General features: G+C 58.6%; 3 protein-coding genes and 1 pseudogene. 2 read left to right on the top strand and 2 right to left on the bottom strand.

The genetic code is table 11. From position 1 onward, the window contains the following. Positions 1–34: 34 nt before the first annotated feature. A complete protein-coding gene (locus tag ELY13_RS15800) occupies positions 35–265 on the bottom strand; it encodes a transposase (protein WP_478212957.1) in 231 nt (76 codons plus the stop codon). A 193-nt stretch (positions 266–458) separates the two neighbouring features. Between ELY13_RS15800 and ELY13_RS14705 the strand changes: the two genes are divergently transcribed. After that, complete coding sequence (locus tag ELY13_RS14705; protein WP_126174629.1) at positions 459–971, top strand: hypothetical protein; 513 nt, start codon at positions 459–461, stop codon at positions 969–971. A gap of 184 nt (positions 972–1155) precedes the next feature. Here ELY13_RS14705 and ELY13_RS14700 read toward each other — a convergent pair whose 3' ends face one another. After that, positions 1156–2973 carry a putative bifunctional diguanylate cyclase/phosphodiesterase gene (locus ELY13_RS14700; protein WP_126174628.1) on the bottom strand — a complete coding sequence of 606 codons (1818 nt, stop codon included), beginning with the start codon at positions 2971–2973 and terminating at the stop codon, positions 1156–1158. 196 nt (positions 2974–3169) lie between these two features. Here ELY13_RS14700 and ELY13_RS14695 point away from each other — a divergent pair. After that, a pseudogene (locus tag ELY13_RS14695) lies at positions 3170–3859 on the top strand (IS6 family transposase); the annotation flags it as partial. Positions 3860–3927: the final 68 nt, after the last annotated feature.

Below are 3927 nucleotides of genomic sequence, written 5' to 3'. Positions count from 1 at the left end.
ACCGCACCCGGACAGATCAAACCATCAACTCAATTTACCCCTTGCAGCGCAGGGGCCATCCACAGATGACAGCACCCAAGAGCGCCTTGAACATGGGCAGCGGCGGCCAGGCAGGCTCTCCCTTGGCTGCCGAATAAAGTGGATCCAGAAGAGCACTGAGCGGAGCCCAGTCGATCAGGCTATCGAGTTCATCCAGCGACGATCCAGCCGACTGTGCACGTCCAGCAAAACCGATCCGCTCCTGACCAATCGAACGATGTGCCACCTGCTGCTCTCCCTCTGCGGAAAAGCCATAGAATCAGCAATCAACGCACGTGTCTACGCCCACCCGCGCACAGGTCTCTATTACACTGACAGCATCGCTTGAAGTTCTTCAGGTGGTGCCCACTGGGGTCCGGCTACTACTATAATAGTGAAGGCGCTCTCGTCGTCCCACGGTAATCCAGAAGGTCAGTTTGATGTCTCAAGGTGCTCCCCTCGTCACACAATTCTCCGCCCGTGTCAGCGACCGGCCGGAGAAAATCGCCATGGAGCTCGAGCGGCTGCTGGGGACGGTCGTGTCCCACGTCGAATTCGGCGACAATCAGCTCCTTGAGGTGATGGGAAGTGACCACGACGGCCAAGCGCGGTGGCAGTTAAGCATCCGCGGCAGCGCTCGCTTCACGTTCTCCCACAACTCCGAAGGCAGCTCTTGGCTCGTCGAGGCGAATTTTGACGCCGGCGGGATGGTCCGCAGCAGCGAGCGGGCGATGATCCTCGCCATCTGCGGTGCACGGGTCGAATCCTTTCGTATCGAAGAGGAAGGGCTGTTTATTCGGAGCGATGACGGCCGCGGGATCGAAGTGGCATTTGAACTTAATGAAGACGGAATCGTCTTCACCATCCTACCGGATCAAGCCCATCCCAGTACCTGCCGGCTCGTGCTTCCAGCCGAGTTGGACAACGGGCGATCAGTGAGCGATGCCCCATAGAGGCACTGTCAGAAGGACTGCGCTGGATAGTAACCTGCCGTCGAACGGAGTAGGGCAGGGGGGCACTGTCAGAGGGAATGCACCGCTAGCAAGATGCGGAATGGAGGCTAGGGCGGGGCCATGCCTCGCCCACGCAAACCAGCCAGTCCGCTCCGGTACTTCAACTCTTCACCTGATGCCAGCGTCACCGCAGGCTGGTATTATGCACCAGGTGCGCTTTGGCCCGCAGGGCATCTAGGGCCGGTGCGAAGAGAAAACCCTGAGCAAAGGCGCAGCCGCGCGCCTTCAAAAAATCAGCTTGCGCCTGAGTTTCGACACATTCCGCGATCGTTGTCATGCCAAGCGCGTTTCCGAGGGTGAGCACGGCCTCGATGATCGATCGATCCTTTGATCTTTTGTCTAGGCCGTGCACGAAGGAGCCGTCGATCTTGATGGTGTCTACTGGGAGGTCGCGAAGATGCGACAGTGACGAGAACCCGGTGCCGAAATCGTCGAGGGCAACTGTAACTCCAGCAGAACGCAGGAGATCTAAACCCTTAATAACATGACGCACGTCAGCATCGAGGAAAGCGGTTTCAGTTATCTCGATTTCCAGCAAAGCCGGAGCCAATCCGCGCAGGGTAATGCGCTGTAGTAGCTTGTCAGCATAGGATGGATCTCTGAACTCCGCCGCAGACACGTTGATCCCCATTTTCCCGATTGTGAGGCCCGCGTCGATCCAGCGATTGACATCGGAAAGCGCAGCGTCGGCAATCGTTGAACCCAACACGCCAGCAGTGCTGGGATCGTCGAATGCGTACGCGATGCTGGCGGGATATTGCAGCCCGGCGCGCGGGTGATGCCAGCGTAGCAGCGCTTCAAACCCGCGCACCTCGCCTGTCGCGAGCGCAACTTGCGGTTGATAGAACGGCACGACCCAGTTGTTCTTAAGTGCCGTACGGGCATGCCGCAACATCGCGAGCTGGCCCTGTTGGTCGGCACGAAGAGTTGGCTCGTAGGCGTAAGCCTGACCGCCGCCGGCCTTCTTGGCCGCATATAGCGCTAGATCGGCGCTACCTAAAAGCTGCGTTGAGCCCGTTCCGTCAGCTGGAAAGGTACTGATGCCAATGCTGGCGCGCAGATCGACATTACGCCCCTCGGCGCTAAATGGAGCAGCCAACGCTTTCAGGACATGTTCGGCATGATGACCAGCAGCTGCGCTGTCGGCGCCAGGTAGCATGGCCACGAATTCGTCCCCCCCGAGGCGAGCCACCATCGCATTGCCCGGCAACGTCGCCTCCATCCTTCTGCCGAACGCATAAAGGGCAGCGTCCCCAACCTGATGTCCTAGCACGTCGTTGATCTGCTTGAAGCGATCGAGATCGACGAGCAGCAGGCTAAGGGAGCTATGTGTTTTCCGTGCCTGCTCCAGCGATTTTTCCACTTCATTACGAAACGAGACGCGATTCGGCAGCGACGTGGTCGCATCATAAGTCGCCGCAAAGCGCATTCTCTCAGAGACTTGAAGGCGATTTACTGCTGCTGCGATAAGGTTCGCATATCCGCGCAGGAAGCGTGTATCCGAGGCGCTGAAGTGGCGGGGTTCGCGGCTGTCGACCTGAAGCAGTCCGAATGGACGCTCACCGTCGGCACCCAGTATGATCACGTTTGCAATCGCCTTGACGCCGTTATTCTTGATGAAGTCGGCGTATTCGAACCTGGTCTCCGCCTCAATGTCAGGGGACACGACCGGCTGACCAGTCTGAAGCGCATAACCTTCGGATGATCCCTTAACAGCTTTTGCGGTCGCCTTTCCGACGACGCCGTCGGCCCAGCCGACGCCCGCCCGCACGAGGAGGCTTATCCCGTCCTCGCTCAGTTCCATTACCTTTGCGAGATCTGTTCCAAGCGCTTCGCCAACAAGCCGACAAGCCTCCGTGAGGATTTCGTCCAAGCTGTCGGAGCGCAAAGCCAACTCACCAAATTTGGCGAGAACCTCCTGCTGGCGCAGAAGTGAGTTCACGGTGGGATAGATATCTGCCAGTGCGCTAACCCTTGCTACCGAAGTTATGGGTCAATACTACTATTGTCGCTCCCGAAGACAACTACATCGTCTTCACAAGACCAGTTTCTTCCGACGGGAACTGTTCCGACCGGCATTGATCAGGATTATGCGCTCAGTGGCGGTGTCCGATGGCCAGATGCGCCAAGGCTGATCGATGAGCTTGTTCAAGGCTTCGCAGGGTACTGTCAGAGCAACGGTACCGGATAGCGATCAGGCGCGCGGCAGAGTAGGGCAGGGCTATGCCTCGCCCTCGCAACCCGCTAATCCGTTCCGGTACTTTCACTCCTCGCCCGAGGTGATCCGCCTCGTGGTCATGATGTACATCCGCTTCCCGCTTTCGTTGCGGAATGTCGAAGACCTGCTGTCGGCGCGTGGGATCGACGTCTGTCACGAAACAGTGCGGCATTGGTGGAATCGTTTCGGTCCCCTGTTCGCGGCCGACATCCGCCGGCAGCGGATCTCGCGTATGCGCGGCTTTCGCCATTGGCGCTGGCACCTCGATGAAATGTACGTCCGTGTGAATGGCGAGATGGTTTACCTCTGGCGTGCCGTTGATCACGAGGGCGAAGTCCTCGAGAGTTACGTCACGAAAACCAGGGACAAAGCGGCTGCCCTGCGGTTCATGCGCAAGGCGCTGAAGCGGCACGGCAAGGTTGAGGCGATCACGACCGACGGGCTCCGCTCGTACAAGGCAGCCATGGTCGAACTCGGGTGCGAGGCCAAACAGGAGACCGGCCGCTGGGCGAACAACCGGGTCGAGAACTCGCATCTACCATTTCGACGACGAGAGCGAGCGATGCTCAGGTTCAGACAGATGAAGTCGCTACAGAAGTTCGGGACTGTCAGGAATTTCGTGTGTGGCGGGCATAATGGGTAGGAAGAAGGAGTCCCACTATGTCACGACGCAAAGAG

This window comes from Altericroceibacterium xinjiangense, from assembly GCF_003958635.1.
Lineage (GTDB): Bacteria > Pseudomonadota > Alphaproteobacteria > Sphingomonadales > Sphingomonadaceae > Altericroceibacterium_A > Altericroceibacterium_A xinjiangense.
The sequence above is the reverse complement of the archived record's forward strand: the minus strand, read 5'-3'. Positions and strand labels throughout refer to the sequence as shown.